This is a genomic window from Thalassospira marina, from assembly GCF_002844375.1.
Taxonomy (GTDB): domain Bacteria; phylum Pseudomonadota; class Alphaproteobacteria; order Rhodospirillales; family Thalassospiraceae; genus Thalassospira; species Thalassospira marina.
Window position 1 is genome coordinate 3195719 of sequence record NZ_CP024199.1, and the last position, 14021, is coordinate 3209739.

The following is a 14021-nucleotide window of genomic DNA, read 5'->3' on the forward strand; positions in this document are numbered from 1 at the left end:
GCATCAGGCATCGGGGATTGGCCGGTTCTAAAGCTGAACCGCCAATCCCGCCGTGATCGCCGCCTGCAAGGCAAATTCACCAATCGCCAAATCCTGCAGGGCCATGCCCGAACTGTCATAAACCGTTACTTGCGCGTTTGATGACCTGCCATCACGGGTGCCATTTAACACATCGCCAATTGCCGTGATGTTTTCGCGCCCGATAAGACCCTGCCCGAACGCCACTTCATATTCCCCGATACTGACCGACTGTTCGATCACATCGGCAAACAGCGATGCCTTTGCCACCAGTTCGGGGGCCAATTCAAATTTACCAGGTCCATCTGCCCCCATCGCGGAAATATGCGTTCCCGGCGGCACCCATTCAAGCTGGATCAGGCCTTCGCGCGCCGCCGTTGCGGTAATGATGATATCGGCCTGTTGCACGGCATCAGGAATGGGGGCAGCCACGGCCTCCAGCCCAAGGTCTTTGGCAAGCTGTGCTGCGAATGATTTGGCCTTGTCAGCGGAACGGCCAGCGACAAACACCTTCCTGATCGGGCGGACTTCGTAGGCAGCGGCAACCTCGTACCAGGCCTGTTTACCGGTGCCGATAATGGCAAGCGCCGCCGCATCCTTGCGGGCCAGCGCCCGAATGGCAACCGCATCGGATGCGGCCGTGCGCAATGCCGTTAAATAGGATGCTGCAACCACGGCCCGGGGAAGGCCGGTATCGGGTTCAAGAAAAAAGGTGGTTGATCCATGTGCAGGAATACCGGCTTGCGGGTTTTGCGGCCAGTAACTGCCAATTTTAACGCCTGCCAGCCTGCGGGCATCAAACATGCCGCTTTTGATGCTGAAACGTGTTTGCGGGTCTGGCCCCTGCCCGGTCACCACGGGAAATGTCATTGCCTCGCCCCGGGCATAATCCCGAAACATCTGGTCAATTGTCGCAATCGCATCCTTGATGGTGACAATGCGATGCGCGGTTTCTTCGGATACGTAATACATATTGGTTTCCTTACCAGCCCGCAAAGCGCGACCATGTTGTATGGGTGAAATCCTCGCCGCTGCGGCACACATGATAGGCACCGTGCTGGGCGGCTGTTGCGCAGGCATGATTTGGCAAAATGCGTAGTTTGCTGCCTACGGCCAAATCCGGCAGGCGCGCATCCGCGCCCGGACGAATGGCCAGAATGCCATGTTCCTGATTGGCACCAACCATGATCAGGTCATCCATCGGTGTGCCATCGAGGGTGCAGGCAATACCATACCCCTGATCAACGGCCTGGCCCGCCGTGCCCCGGTCACGCGACATTGCCATCCAGCCAGCATCAACAATGATCCAGCCCTTTTCACGCTGATGACCAATCACCGTGGTCAAGACCGACAGGGCAATATCATCAATGCGGCACACATTAATGCCCGCCTGAAACAGGTCGAAAAACACAAAAACACCAGCCCGGACCTCGGTTACACCATCATAGCTTTTGGCGAAATGCGCCGTGGGGCTGGAACCGACACTTACCACTTCACATGCATGCCCCGCCCCCCGCAGGATGGTTGCAGCAAGCACGGCAGCAACCCGTTCCTGTTCGGCGGCGGCTTCCAGATCGGCAATGGATTTGGCGCTGTAACTTTCCCCGGCATGGGTCAAGACCCCGGCCAGATGGGAATTTGGCACCAGAATATCGGCAATGGCGCATAAAAGCGCGGCATCATCCGGCTTTACCCCTGATCGGTGACCATCACAGTCAATTTCAATTAAAACCGGGATCGGGTTTGTTGGGTCCGACAGCGCGGCAATGGCACGTGCCTGATCGATGTTATCAATTACGATTGTGATATTGGCCCCATCCGCGCGCAGTTTTTGCACACGCGCCAGTTTGTCGGGTGCGATGCCAACAGCATAGGTAATGTCGCGCACGCCATGGTCAAAAAACTGTTCAGCTTCGCGAAGGGTCGAAACGGTTGCCGGGCCGGTTGGCCGGGGCATTACGCGGCGGGCAACATCAATGGATTTGGGTGTTTTCAAATGCGGACGAAACCCGACGCCTGCTGTTGCCAGCCGTTCTGTCAGGCGCGCAATATTCCGGTTCATGCGCGTTTCATCCAAAATAAGGCACGGTGTCTGTAACGTGCTTAGCGCAACGGGTGTCGTCTCTGCCGGGTCCGTCATGGTCATCCCCTGTCATTCTGTGCCGGTTCTATCGGTGTGGAGGACCAGAATAAAGGTCGGTGCCCTTTCGCCCCAATTTACAGATTCTAAATTCTGCATTAAGTTTAAACTTAATGATTAACAGCATCGACCTTCAGTTTTTTATGGTGATTGCCAGGGCTTCGTCGCTTGCGGCGGCGGCACGCCTTCTTAATGTCACCCCGCCTGCCGTGACCCAGCGCCTCGCCGCCCTTGAGGCCCGGCTGGGTGTTAACCTGATTGACCGGCGCGGCAGGCATTTAACCCTGACCGATGAAGGCGAATTGCTCCTTGAACGATCCGAACGGATTTTGGCGGAACTGGGCGATATCACCGACCGCATCAATGATCGCCGCGGACTGATCGCCGGGCATTTGCGCATTGCAGCGCCCATCGGCTTTGGGCGCGAATATATTGCCCCGGCCGTTCGCACCTTCAAACACGCGCACCCCGATATCAGTGTGTCGCTGGACCTGTCCGACAATCCGATCGGGCAGCAACCGGAAAACCGCGACGTCATCATTCATATCGGGGAATTGCGCAACCAGCCCTTCCAGATGCAGCATATCGCGCCCAACCGGCGCATTTTATGTGCCGCACCGGCCTATATCGCCCGGTTTGGCCCCCCGGCCACCATTACCGACCTTGCCCACCATCAATGCCTGATCCTGCGTGAAAATGACGAAGACGTCTCCCTGTGGCGTTTTCACGCCGCAGCAAAACCCAAAACGAAGGAAACCGTGCGGGTAAACGGCGATATGACATCAAATGATGGCAATGTGATCCGCGACTGGGCATTGGCGGGCATGGGCATTGCCCTGCGATCGGAATGGGATGTTGCTCAACATATTCGCAAAGGCAGGCTGGTTGAAATCCTGCCGGACTGGCAGGTCGATGATGCGCCAATCGTTGCCCTGCTGGGACCACGCCATTTTCGTGCCGCGCGCATTCGTCATTTCATTAACCATCTGCGCACCTGCCTGACGCCTGTTCCCTGGAACGCGATGCCATAACTATCCCCATCGGATACGGCAGGATTCCCGAATGCCCGTTTCCGTTCATTTCCTAACGTCTAGCCCGTTCAGGCCATCGTTAACAAGCGGGCTGGCGGAGTAAAAATCGGCGTCGAATTGGAAAAATTTATAAAATGGGCGGCAACTGGCAGGTTTTGTTAAGGAAACTACGCCACTGTGGTTGCGAGCAAACGATATAACACGCGCAAATTACGGCCCTTTCGCATGGCTGACATGAAAAAGGGAATGTCAAAAACCTTTAAAAGCCGCCGACGTGACCGTGCTACAGTGCCGAAAATCGAAAACAGTGAAAAAAATTGAAAATTTTTCGCCGGTTAACGATGTCATTAACACCGCACTAACTCTTTCGCCTGTAAAAGATCAGCACGGGTCTAATTTCGGCAAAGGGAAGGCCGTTTTTGGATTCAGACTCCTAAGCGCGGAGAAGGAAGAGCAAACATGCCAACAATCAATTTTTCCGTACCTGAAGCGGAAGAAAACCTGAAACCAAAGATTACCGTTATCGGCGTCGGTGGCGCCGGTGGCAACGCGGTCAACAATATGATCGCATCCGAACTTGAAGGCTGCGACTTTGTCGTTGCCAATACCGATTCACAGGCACTGAGCCAAAGCAAGTCCAGCCGCAAGCTGCAGCTTGGCCGCCAGATCACACAGGGTCTGGGTGCAGGCGCACGGCCCGATGCCGGCAGTGCCGCTGCCGAAGAATCGATTGAAGAAATCCAGGCCCAGCTTGAAGGCAGCCACATGGTTTTCATCACCGCCGGTATGGGCGGTGGTACCGGCACAGGTGCCGCACCGGTTATTGCCCGTGCAGCCAAGGAAGCCGGCATCCTGACCGTTGGTGTGGTGACCAAGCCGTTCCATTTTGAAGGCACGCGCCGCATGCGCACTGCCGAACAGGGCATTGAACAGCTTCAGCAATATGTTGATACCCTGATCATCATTCCGAACCAGAACCTGTTCCGGGTCGCGAATGAAAAAACCACCTTCGCAGATGCCTTCCAGATGGCGGACGATGTTCTGCGCAACGGTGTGCGGTCCATTACCGACCTTATGATGGTTCCGGGTCTTGTGAACCTTGACTTTGCCGACATCCGCACCGTCATGAGCGAGATGGGCAAAGCCATGATGGGCACCGGCGAAGCATCGGGTGAAAAACGTGCGCTCGAAGCAGCCGAAGCAGCCATTGCCAACCCGCTGCTTGAAGATGCATCGATGAAGGGTGCGCGCGCCGTTCTCATCAACATCACCGGCGGCATGGACATGGCGCTGTATGAAGTTGACGAAGCAGCCAACCGTATCCGTGAAGAAGTCGATCCCGAAGCCAACATCATCTTCGGTTCGACCTTCGATCCGAGCATCGAGGGTGGTCTGCGCGTTTCCGTGGTGGCAACCGGCATCGACGCAGAAGAAGTCCGCCGCCCGAAACCGACCACCATTCCGCTGACCAATGCTCGCGCTGACAAACCGGTTGCCGCAAAACCGGCAGCAGGTTTTGGTGCCCAGGCCCCGCAGCAGCAGCCCGCCGTTGCCGAACACGCACCGGCAGCCGCAGCAGCCTTTAATGGCCAGGACGATTATGCAGGCGGTTCTTCGGTTGAAGATATGCCGACCGAACGTTTTGCCGCCACCGGCAATGCCCAGCAGCCCGGCCTGTCCAACCCGGCAGGTGAAGCCGCCCAGACCGGTTCGATCGAACTGGGCCAGACCGTGCTGAAACCGAACCCGGCCCTGCGCCAGGCCCCGCGTGCCCAGCAGCCACAGCCCAGCGTACCGCGCCAGCAGGTTGCCGATGACAATGGCGACATGCCGTTCATTCCGCCGCGTGCCGCACGCCCGACCGACAATGCGCCGGCCCGTGGTGAACCCGACGTTTATGATGCCGCCGATAGCGGCCATAACAACCGTCCGCGTTTTGGCGGCATTCGCAACCTGTTTGGCAAAAGCCAGCATCAGGCAGATGCCGATGCCGCCCCGCGCCAGCAGGCCGCTGCCCCGCAGGCACAGGCACCGACACCGCGCCAGACCGAACTCTCGCTTGGTGACGATGCACGGCCCCAATTGAAAGCCGATCCAGCTTCCCGGGTCAAAACGTCTTCGGCGTCTGACGACCTTCTGGAAATTCCGGCTTTCCTTCGTCGCCAGGCCAACTGACGACGATTCTCCGCGCGAAAAGGGGAAGGTTTCGACCTTCCCCTTTTTTAGTATCCGATCGCCGGGGCATCCGTAAAAATACGCAAAATCGCCGCATTGCTGCGCTGCAACGATTTTCTATATTGCATTGCGAATTTTTCTGATAAATCATTGATTTCACGTTTAATTTTAAACGTTACAAAGCGTAACAAAGAGTGATTTGCCGCATTGCGGTCTGGTCTGTAGTTTGTGATCCTAGCAAACGGGCCAACACGCAGCCCGATCAAAAGTTTCCGAAATACAACCTGATTTGTCTGGGGGTTCCCCGTGAATAATATTGCCGATATCAGCACCGCCTTTAATGACCAGCGCGCCGCAGTTTCGTCTGTCGTTTCGCAGCGCAGTCTGAAAAGCTCGATCGGTTGTGCCGGTGTCGGCCTGCATTCCGGTCAGAAAATCCAGATCACGCTGCACCCGGCACCGGTTGATCATGGCGTTGTTTTCCGCCGTGTCGATTTGCCCGGCAAGCCGACCTTCGCAGCCCTTTACAACGAAGTCATCGATACCCGTCTTTGCACCTGCCTTGGCGACCTTGAAGCTGGTATCAAGATTGGCACGATCGAACATCTGATGGCCGCCCTTGCCGGTCAGCGTATCGACAATATCCTGATCGATATTGATGCCGATGAAGTCCCGGTCATGGATGGCAGCTCTGCCCCGTTCACCTTCCTGATCGATTGTGTCGGGATCGAAGAACAGAATGCCCCGCGCATGGTGGTCGAGGTTTTGAAAACCGTTGAAGTCGAACATAACGGTTGCCGCGCCAAAATAGAGCCTGCCGAAGGCTTCCATATCGATTTTGAAATCGATTTCGCCAGCAAGGCCATTGCCAACCAGCGACTGGCAGTCACCTTTGATGATGGGGTATTTGTTAATTCCATCGCCCGCGCCCGTACTTTTGGCTTCCTGCACGAAGTCGAAGCCATGCGCAATGCTGGCCTCGCCCTTGGCGGTTCGCTGGAAAATGCTGTGGTGCTGTCGGGTGATTCGGTGATGAACGAAGAAGGCCTTCGTTACGAAAACGAATTCGTCCGTCACAAAATTCTGGATGCGCTGGGCGACCTTTATGCCGCTGGCCGCCAGTTGCAGGGCAAGGTTACGGCATATAAATCCGGCCATATGGTGAATAACATGCTGCTGAAAGCCCTGTTTGCTGATGACAGCGCATGGCGTTTGGTCCCGATGCGCACCGCCGCGCTCAATGCCAGCGAACCGGTACGTGTTTCCGCCTGAAGACCATGATGCAGGCAGATTGGCAGGCGCCTTCCCATAAGGGAGCGCCTGCTTTTTTTTGCCTGGAGCAGAAGCCAGCCTGATCTGGCCAAGGCTTAATATCAGGGCACAACCTGCCCAACCAGCCTGCCCTCAAGCAGGCTGAAAATTGCGTTTTCCGGCCTGCAAGGCACCGGCCACCATCGCAAGAATGGCAAATACCAGCACCGCGCAATCGGCACTGATATAATCCATCAGAAGCCCGAATATTGGTGCCCCTGCTGTTTGCCCCACCGCAAGGGTTAAAAAACCGGTCATAAGCCCGGTTGCCGGGCGATCGGGCAAAGCCCGGATTCCCCAAACCAGATAAACCCCGGTCAGCATGATATAGGCCGCACCAAACAGCACCCCGCCTGCCACAGCCAGTACCGGCACGGTAAAGCTGGCCCCAACCAGCACAATACCCAAGGCAATTGCGGCCAGAAACAGCCGGTGAATGCGATCCAGCCCAAAGCGCGCAACCAGTGTTCCCGCCAGTGCCCCGGCAATGCCTGCCGCGCCAATGGCAATCCACAGCATCCCCGCGCCACTATGCCCCCAATCAAGGCGCAGTTTCACAAGCTTGCTGCCAAAGGACCAGATCGCGGTGCTGGCCGCCCCTGTCAGGAAGGTTGCAGCGATCAACCGCATTAAATCGCCGTTTAACCGTGGCAGGCCGCTGGCCCCGTCGGTGGAAGCATCAGCAGGGGTGCTTTCACAGGCATGATTGCCACCATCACCATGCCCCGGCAAGGTCACCAGCGCGGCAAAAACCAGAAACAGCGCGCATATGGCAAAACCGGCAAAGGCAAACCGCCATTCGCCGCCCAATGCCAGCGCAACCGGACCAGACAGCACAACACCGGCACTGGTCCCGGCATTGATAATAGTGTTCATCGCGCCTTGCCGGGCAGGACGGATAATTTTGGCAACGGCGGCGGCCATCGGCGGCGATGCCAGCCCGGTGCTGGAACCCGCCAGTAAAACTGATACCGCCAGCCAAACCGGCGACGGCGCAAGGGCAATGCCCGCCATGCCCAGCGCGGCAACAATGGCCGCCGCCATCGCCACCCTGCGCGGCCCGAATTTTTCGGTCGCAAAGGCCGATATGATAATGGCGATGCAATAACCCAGAAATGACCCACCCGAAATCAAACCGCTTAAACTTGCGGAAAGGGAAAGGTCGGCATCGATTTGTGGTAAAAACAGGCCAAAGGCAAAACGGGCAAAGCCGTAACAAACGGCAATCAGCGCAAAACCCGTTGCGCCGAGCATGAAGGCGGGTGTCATGACCGTGCCAGCCCCATCAGTGCACCAGCGGCCCTACGCGCCACCACCACGGCATCTGACCCACGATAAACGGCTGTTGCCGTCGCCCCTTCAAATAAAACCAGAATCTGATCTGCAAGGTTTGCATCGTCATGGCCCAGATCCTGCGCAACGATAGCGCGCACCCGTTCGCCAAAGCGTTCCTTATGCGCAGCAACCACCGCCGCAATTTCGGGAACATCCCCGCCGGTTTCACCCAATGCCCGCAAAAACAGGCACCCCCGGCTACCTTCCGTTTCAAGCCAGTCATGCAGGGCAGCAAACAGTGCATCGACGCTATCAACGCTTGCATATTCCATAAACCGCTGTTCGCGCGCGGCAAGAACGGCGGCCATCAGCGCAGCCTTGCTACCGGCATGTTTATATAAAGTCCGGCTCGACATGTCGGCAGCCGCGGTTAACCGGTCCATGCCCGTAGCCATAAAACCGTGCGTATCAAACAGCTTTTCTGCTGCAGAAATAATTTTCGATCTGTTATCCATATCCAAGTGTAAAACGATCGTTTTACACTTGTCAACCAACCCGGCGTTCTGGCCCCTCCTTCATCTGGTGCCCACACAGGGCATGACGATTCGCCCGCCGATCCTGATCCCAGCCCCCACAGCATCCCAACCGATTAACAGCGCGAAATTGGCAAGGCGCGCCAACGGCCCCATCCTGATTGGAAACTCCGCACCACCGGGTTGGGGTGATATTTGCAACCATTTACAGTGATCGGAACCGTTACGGCACACAGCCAAGATCACAAAGCCAGCCGCGGCTATCCGCACCGGAAAACACTCGATTTTTGAGGGCGAATTACCACGCCGGATGCGTAGATTTGCGGGCTGTTTTGGGGAAAAGCGTCGAAAAAGCCATTTTCATTGATTCAACCACTTGCCCACAGGCGGTATTGGCGTGATATAGTCCGCCCCACACCAGCGAAATCCGATGGGTTTCAGTACGACCGCAGACAGAATTAAGGATTCCAACCTTGCCTCGTTCGGCTCACGCGAAACATCTGATTGCCGTTTGCGGCCTTGCTCTTATGCTGGCTGCGTGTTCAAGCACCAAAGAACCGGAATATGTCGAAAGACCGGTTGCGGAGCTTTACAACACTGCCCAGGATCTGCTGGACCAGAAAGAATACCAGAAAGCTGCCAAAGCCTTTGACGAGGTGGAACGCCAGCACCCCTATTCGGTCTGGGCGACCAAGGCGACGCTGATGTCGGCCTATTCCTATTACCAGGACAACAAATATGACGACGCGATCAGCGCGCTGGATCGTTTTATTTCGTTGCACCCTGCCAATGCTGATGCCGCCTATGCCTATTACCTCAAGGCACTCAGCTATTACGAACAGATTTCCGATGTGCGGCGTGACCAGCAGATGACCGAAAAGGCAATGCAAAGCCTTGATGACGTTATCCGCCGTTTCCCCGACAGCAAATATGCCCGCGATGCCAAGCTGAAAAAAGACCTGACGGTTGACCATATGGCCGGCAAGGAAATGAGCGTTGGCCGCTATTACCAGGATCGGGGCGACTTTTTGCCGGCAATCAACCGGTTTAAAAAGGTAATCACCGATTACCAGACCACAACGCATGTTCCCGAGGCGCTGTCGCGCCTGACGGAATGCTACCTCGCGCTGGGCCTGACAGGCGAAGCCAAAAAGACCGCATCGGTCCTTGGCTATAACTTCCCGGGCAGCGAATGGTACAAGGATTCCTATGACCTTGTGCTCGACAAGCAGACGGAAAACAACGAAGACGAAAGCTGGTGGGATTCCACAACCAGCGCCCTTTCCAACCTGTTCTGATTGCCCAAGCGCCTTTAGCGACGAAAACAGCCAGATTTTAACGCCCTACGCACATAATTTGTGCGCAGGGCTTGCAAGCACGACAATGTTTCGGCACTCTGCAATCGACGCTATGTTCCCGTCCTGTTCTGCGTCTATCTGTAACAACGCCAGTATGCCAACATGCTTCGACGCCTCAGCATTCGCAATGTTGTCCTGATCGATAAACTGGACCTGGATTTCCACGAAGGACTTAGTGTTCTGACCGGGGAAACCGGTGCCGGTAAATCCATCCTGCTTGATTCATTGGGTCTGGCACTTGGTGCGCGCGCCGATAGCGGCCTGGTCCGCCATGGCAATGACAAGGCCAGCGTTACCGCCACCTTCCAGCTTCCTGCCGGTCACCCGGTCTTTGGCCTGTTGCATGAACAGGATATCGACATCGAGGATGACGAACTGGTTGTACGCCGCGTTGTCACCGCCGATGGCCGGTCACGCGCCTATATCAATGATCAGTCGGTATCCATTGGCATTTTGCGCGATGTCGGCAATTACTGTGTCGAAATTCAGGGCCAGTTTGACCAGCACGGCCTGTTGGACCCGACAACGCACCGCGCCACCCTGGATGCCCACGGCAACCTGACCCAGGCCGCCCTGAAGGTGCGGGATCACTGGCGCAACTGGCGTGAAACCCAAAAAGAACTGGCAAGTGCGCAGGCCCGCATCACCAAAGCCCGCGAAGAAGAAGAATGGCTGCGCCATGCGGTAGACGAGCTTGACAAGCTGGCCCCCGTGGAAGGCGAAGAAGAACAGCTTGCCGAGGAACGCCAGTTCCTGATGCATGGCGAAAAGCTGGTTGCCGCCCTGGGCGACGCCGAAAATGACCTGTCGCGCGGCAAGGGGGCGGAAAGTGCTATCCGTTCGGCCCAGCGCCACCTTGAGCGCGAGCTTGAAAAGGCCGATGGCCGGTTTGAACCGATCATCGAGGCACTGGACCGTGCCGCCATCGAACTTGAAGAAGCCATGCGCGCCATTTCGGCAGCACAGGCCGATTTGAACCTTGACTCAGGGCATCAGGAAAATGTTGAAGAACGTTTATTTGCCCTGCGCGCAGCCGCACGCAAATATAATGTTCCCGCCGATGGCCTTCATAACCTGATGAAGGATTTCCGCCGCCAGATCGAACAGCTTGAATTTGGTGAACAGGAACTGGAACGCCTGAAGGAAGCCGGGGCGAAATACCGCCAATCCTTTATCGAGTCTGCCGAAAAACTGCATGAAGCGCGCAAAAAAGCCGCAGCCAAAATGGATGGCGCCATTAATGCCGAATTGCCGCCGCTGCGCATGGACAAGGCCCGCTTCATTACCGAAATCATCGCCCTTGAAGAAAACGAATGGGGGCCAGACGGGCTGGACCGTGTGCAATTCACCGTTTCCACCAACCCCGGAAGCCCCGCCGGGCCGCTGAACAAAATCGCATCAGGCGGCGAACTTTCGCGCTTTCTGCTGGCCCTGAAGGTGGTTCTGGCCCGTGTATCGGCTGTACCCAGCCTGGTATTTGACGAAGTTGACAGCGGTGTTGGTGGTGCCACAGCAGCTGCCATTGGCGAACGCCTGCATCTGCTGGCACAGGAACGGCAAATTTTGGTCATTACGCACAGCCCGCAGGTGGCTGCACGTGGCAGAACCCACCTTAACATCGCCAAACGCGAAGATGCCGGGGCCATGGTGACACGGGTAAACGAACTGGTGCAGGATGCACGGCGCGAGGAAATCGCCCGCATGCTGGCAGGGCATTCCATCACCGCCGAGGCACGCGCCGCCGCCGACAGCCTGCTGGGCCTGCCTGCCTGACGAAACGATGGCTGCGGGCAACTGACCCGCCCTTGCAGCAGGGTTGAATTTGCCCGCATTACAGGTTGGCATGATTAACCATTCCAACCTGCCAGCCCCTGTCAGGAAGATGGCGGGTGGGGAAACTAATCCTCGCCAGCAACGGCACCGTATTTTAAAAGACCCGAACCAACGGCCCGCAATCTGGAACGGAAAACAAAACGACATGAGCGCCGATAAAACAGCGTCTGAAACCGCGAGCGAAACCCCGGTTACCGATATTGAAGCCGAAGCCGCAGCACTGGTCGAACCAGCACCGGCCCCGGCCAGCGATGGCATTGTCCCGCCAATGCCCGAAAGCCGCAGTGACGCCACACGCCAGCACGCGGAAATCGCCGAAAAAATCCGCAGCTTCAATACCGCCTATTACGTCAATGACGAACCGCTGGTGCCTGATGCGGAATATGACGCACTGTTTGGCCGCCTGATCGAACTTGAAAGCCGTTATCCGACGCTCAAGAAAAACAGCCCGACGCAGGAAGTGGGCGCATCCCCCGCCGAAGGCTTTGCCAAAGTGCGCCATGCGCGGCCGATGCTGTCCCTTGCCAATGCGTTTTCGCGCGAAGATATCGTCGATTTTCTTGCCCGTATCCGCCGCTTTTTGAACCTAACGGCGCATAGCCCGGTTGAACTGGTTGGCGAACCGAAAATTGATGGCCTGTCGCTGTCGCTGCGTTATGAAAACCGCACATTGGTAAGTGCTGCAACACGCGGTGATGGCACCGAAGGCGAAGATGTGACCGCCAACGTCGCCCATATTGACGATATTCCCCGCACCCTGCCCGATGATGCACCAGAGGCCGTGGTGGAAATTCGCGGCGAAGTTTACATGTCACGGTCCGATTTCCAGAAGCTGAACGAAACACAGGCCGAAGCCGGCAACAAAACATTTGCCAACCCGCGCAATGCCGCGGCCGGTTCGCTGCGCCAGTTGGACCCGTCGGTTAGTGCCAAGCGGCCATTGCGCTTTTTTGCCTACAGCTTTGGCGAACTGTCCGAAAGCCTGGCTGAAACGCACTGGAATTTCATTGAAAAGATCAAGGGCTGGGGCTTTGTCACCAATCCCTATACCCGCATGCTACATAATGCCGATGAAATCATGGCGTTCTACGAAGAACTGAGCAACCAGCGCGCCGAGCTTGATTACGACATTGATGGCATCGTTTACAAAATCAACGATTTTGAACTGCAACTGCGCCTTGGCTTTGTCAGCCGTTCGCCGCGCTGGGCCATTGCCCATAAATTCCCGGCGGAAAAGGCAAAAACCCGGTTAAATACCATTGAAATCCAGGTCGGCCGCACGGGCGCGCTAACCCCGGTTGCGCATCTGGAACCAGTAACGGTTGGTGGTGTTGTGGTATCGCGCGCCACCCTGCATAACCGCGACGAAATTGAACGCCTGGGTGTCCGCATTGGTGACCTTGTAACGGTGCAGCGCGCGGGTGACGTTATTCCGCAGATTTTGGGTTACGTGCCGGAAGAACGGCCCAACGACAGTGTTGAATTCCACTTCCCCGATACCTGCCCCAAATGCGGCAGCCACGCCATGCGCGAAGAAGGCGAGGTTGTCACTCGGTGCAGCGGCGGACTGATCTGCCCGGCACAGGCTGTCGAGCGGCTGAAACATTTTGTGTCGCGCAATGCCTTTGATATCGAAGGCATGGGCGGCAAACATATCGAAGCCTTCCATGAATTGGGCTGGGTCAAGCAGCCGGGCGATATTTTCCGTCTGGAAAATGATCACGGCGATGAACTGCGCAAACTGGAAGGCTGGGGCCCGAAATCGGCCGAAAACCTGTTTGCCAGCATCAATGAACGCCGCAGCATCGGGCTGGATCGTTTCATTTACGCCCTTGGCATCCGCCAGATCGGCCAGGCCACGGCAAAATTGCTGGCCCGCCATTATGGCAACGTCGCCGCCTGGCGCCAGGCCATGGTCGATGCCCAGCAGGCCGACAGCGATGCGCTGCGCGATCTGATCAATATTGACCAGATCGGCCCCGGCGTTGCCCACGACCTGCTGGAATTTGCCGCCGAAAGCCATAACCGTGAGGTTCTCGATGACCTGCAATCCCTGCTGACCATCACCGATGTCGAGGCCCCGGCCAATGTCGATAGCCCGGTCAGCGGTAAAACCGTGGTCTTTACCGGCAAGCTGGAACTGTTTTCACGCAACGAGGCCAAGGCCAAGGCGGAAAGCCTGGGCGCAAAAGTTGCCGGGTCGGTTTCAGCAAAAACCGATTATCTGGTTGCAGGACCGGGTGCGGGTTCCAAACTAAAGAAGGCAGAGGAAGCCGGGGTCACTGTTCTGGATGAACAGGGCTGGCTGGACCTGATCGCCACATAACAATCTTTACGGGCATCGATT

General features: G+C 56.7%; 10 protein-coding genes. 6 read left to right on the forward strand and 4 right to left on the reverse strand.

From position 1 onward, the window contains the following. Positions 1-27: 27 nt before the first annotated feature. The gene (locus CSC3H3_RS14595) at positions 28-990 is read right to left on the reverse strand and encodes an ornithine cyclodeaminase family protein (RefSeq protein WP_101285288.1); all 963 of its coding nucleotides are present in this window, start codon (positions 988-990) and stop codon (positions 28-30) included. Positions 991-1000: 10 nt separating this feature from the next. Then, positions 1001-2158 carry a DSD1 family PLP-dependent enzyme gene (locus CSC3H3_RS14600; protein WP_101285289.1) on the reverse strand — a complete coding sequence of 386 codons (1158 nt, stop codon included), beginning with the start codon at positions 2156-2158 and terminating at the stop codon, positions 1001-1003. A gap of 113 nt (positions 2159-2271) precedes the next feature. On the opposite strand from CSC3H3_RS14600, the gene CSC3H3_RS14605 reads away from it, so the two are divergent. The 3 genes from CSC3H3_RS14605 to lpxC all read left to right on the forward strand — a co-directional run bounded on the left by CSC3H3_RS14605 (position 2272) and on the right by lpxC (position 6636). Continuing rightward, a complete protein-coding gene (locus CSC3H3_RS14605) occupies positions 2272-3189 on the forward strand; it encodes a LysR family transcriptional regulator (protein ID WP_101285290.1) in 918 nt (305 codons plus the stop codon). 459 nt (positions 3190-3648) lie between these two features. Then, positions 3649-5364: a cell division protein FtsZ gene (gene ftsZ, locus CSC3H3_RS14610; RefSeq protein WP_101264794.1), complete on the forward strand. Its 1716-nt coding sequence runs from the start codon at positions 3649-3651 to the stop codon at positions 5362-5364. Between the two features lie 306 nt (positions 5365-5670). After that, positions 5671-6636 (forward strand): UDP-3-O-acyl-N-acetylglucosamine deacetylase, encoded by a 966-nt coding sequence (lpxC, locus tag CSC3H3_RS14615; protein ID WP_101285291.1) that lies wholly within the window; start codon positions 5671-5673, stop codon positions 6634-6636. Between the two features lie 132 nt (positions 6637-6768). Here the strand turns inward: lpxC and CSC3H3_RS14620 are convergent, their stop codons facing one another. After that, positions 6769-7944: an MFS transporter gene (locus CSC3H3_RS14620; protein ID WP_101285292.1), complete on the reverse strand. Its 1176-nt coding sequence runs from the start codon at positions 7942-7944 to the stop codon at positions 6769-6771. Further along, positions 7941-8465: a TetR/AcrR family transcriptional regulator gene (locus tag CSC3H3_RS14625; RefSeq protein ID WP_101286252.1), complete on the reverse strand. Its 525-nt coding sequence runs from the start codon at positions 8463-8465 to the stop codon at positions 7941-7943. Before CSC3H3_RS14625 ends, CSC3H3_RS14620 begins: the two co-directional genes overlap by 4 nt. Before the next feature lie 491 nt (positions 8466-8956). On the opposite strand from CSC3H3_RS14625, the gene CSC3H3_RS14630 reads away from it, so the two are divergent. The 3 genes from CSC3H3_RS14630 to ligA all read left to right on the forward strand — a co-directional run bounded on the left by CSC3H3_RS14630 (position 8957) and on the right by ligA (position 14000). Continuing rightward, complete coding sequence (locus CSC3H3_RS14630) at positions 8957-9781, forward strand: outer membrane protein assembly factor BamD (RefSeq protein ID WP_101285293.1); 825 nt, start codon at positions 8957-8959, stop codon at positions 9779-9781. Between the two features lie 162 nt (positions 9782-9943). Beyond that, positions 9944-11614 carry a DNA repair protein RecN gene (gene recN, locus CSC3H3_RS14635; protein WP_101285294.1) on the forward strand — a complete coding sequence of 557 codons (1671 nt, stop codon included), beginning with the start codon at positions 9944-9946 and terminating at the stop codon, positions 11612-11614. Between the two features lie 316 nt (positions 11615-11930). Beyond that, complete coding sequence (ligA, locus tag CSC3H3_RS14640) at positions 11931-14000, forward strand: NAD-dependent DNA ligase LigA (protein ID WP_425444983.1); 2070 nt, start codon at positions 11931-11933, stop codon at positions 13998-14000. Positions 14001-14021: the final 21 nt, after the last annotated feature.

Excerpts from the sequence above, each read along its gene's own strand:
- CSC3H3_RS14625 (WP_101286252.1), bottom strand. The coding sequence starts at position 8,465 with ATGGATAACAGATCGAAAATTATTTCTGCAGCAGAAAAGCTGTTTGAT.
- recN (WP_101285294.1), top strand. The coding sequence starts at position 9,944 with ATGCTTCGACGCCTCAGCATTCGCAATGTTGTCCTGATCGATAAACTG.
- ftsZ (WP_101264794.1), top strand. The coding sequence starts at position 3,649 with ATGCCAACAATCAATTTTTCCGTACCTGAAGCGGAAGAAAACCTGAAA.
- CSC3H3_RS14620 (WP_101285292.1), bottom strand. The coding sequence starts at position 7,944 with ATGACACCCGCCTTCATGCTCGGCGCAACGGGTTTTGCGCTGATTGCC.
- CSC3H3_RS14595 (WP_101285288.1), bottom strand. The coding sequence starts at position 990 with ATGTATTACGTATCCGAAGAAACCGCGCATCGCATTGTCACCATCAAG.
- CSC3H3_RS14605 (WP_101285290.1), top strand. The coding sequence starts at position 2,272 with ATGATTAACAGCATCGACCTTCAGTTTTTTATGGTGATTGCCAGGGCT.
- CSC3H3_RS14600 (WP_101285289.1), bottom strand. The coding sequence starts at position 2,158 with ATGACGGACCCGGCAGAGACGACACCCGTTGCGCTAAGCACGTTACAG.